The sequence below is a fragment of the Salmonella enterica subsp. diarizonae genome (assembly GCF_008692785.1).
Classification (GTDB): domain Bacteria; phylum Pseudomonadota; class Gammaproteobacteria; order Enterobacterales; family Enterobacteriaceae; genus Salmonella; species Salmonella diarizonae.
The window spans coordinates 1-706 of record NZ_VXJV01000033.1; the positions used below are offsets into that span (position 1 = coordinate 1).

A 706-nucleotide genomic window follows, 5' to 3' on the forward strand; every position below is an offset into this window, starting at 1 on the left:
CGCCGGTTATAACGGTTCATATCACCTTACCGGCGCTTTTCGCAGATTAGCACGTCCTTCATCGCCTCTGACTGCCAGGGCATCCACCGTGTACGCTTGGTCGCTTAACCTCACAACCCGAAGATGTCTTGTTCTGTCCGGTTTGTTGCGCGTTGTGAATACTGCGTTGTTCCGTACTCGCGATGCTCATGGACATCAAGTCCACTGCGCTCGCTGCGTGCGGTACGCCTTGTCTTCACTTCGCTCACTTCACCTTTTACAGGTCATCTTCATGATTGCGAAAATTTGAGAGACTCATGAACAATCGGAATTGTTCTTGTTTCAATTTTCAGCTTGATCCAGATTTTTAAAGAGCAAATATCTCAAACATGACTCGTAAGCCAGTTTTGAGATACTAAGGCAGGTGACTTTCACTCACAAACCAGCAAGTGGCGTCCCCTGGGAGTTTGACCTCATCAGTTGAACGCTGGCGTCCCCTAGGGGATTCGAACCCCTGTTACCGCCGTGAAAGGGCGGTGTCCTGGGCCTCTAGACGAAGGGGACACTGAAGTCTCAATCGCAAGACGCCTTGCTTTTCACTTTTCATCAGACAATCTGTGTGAGCACTGCAAAGACCGTTTCTTTCAGGTAAGGAGGTGATCCAACCGCAGGTTCCCCTACGGTTACCTTGTTACGACTTCACCCCAGTCATGAATCACAAAGTGGT

Annotated in this window: 1 tRNA gene and 2 rRNA genes; all 3 read right to left on the reverse strand. The window is 49.7% G+C overall.

Features of this window, described 5'->3' with window-relative positions:
• Positions 1–110 (reverse strand): 23S ribosomal RNA (locus tag F4V72_RS23970); the annotation flags it as partial.
• 357 nt (positions 111–467) lie between these two features.
• Positions 468–543, reverse strand: a tRNA-Glu gene (locus tag F4V72_RS23975).
• Between the two features lie 85 nt (positions 544–628).
• A 16S ribosomal RNA gene (locus F4V72_RS23980) occupies positions 629–706 on the reverse strand; the annotation flags it as partial.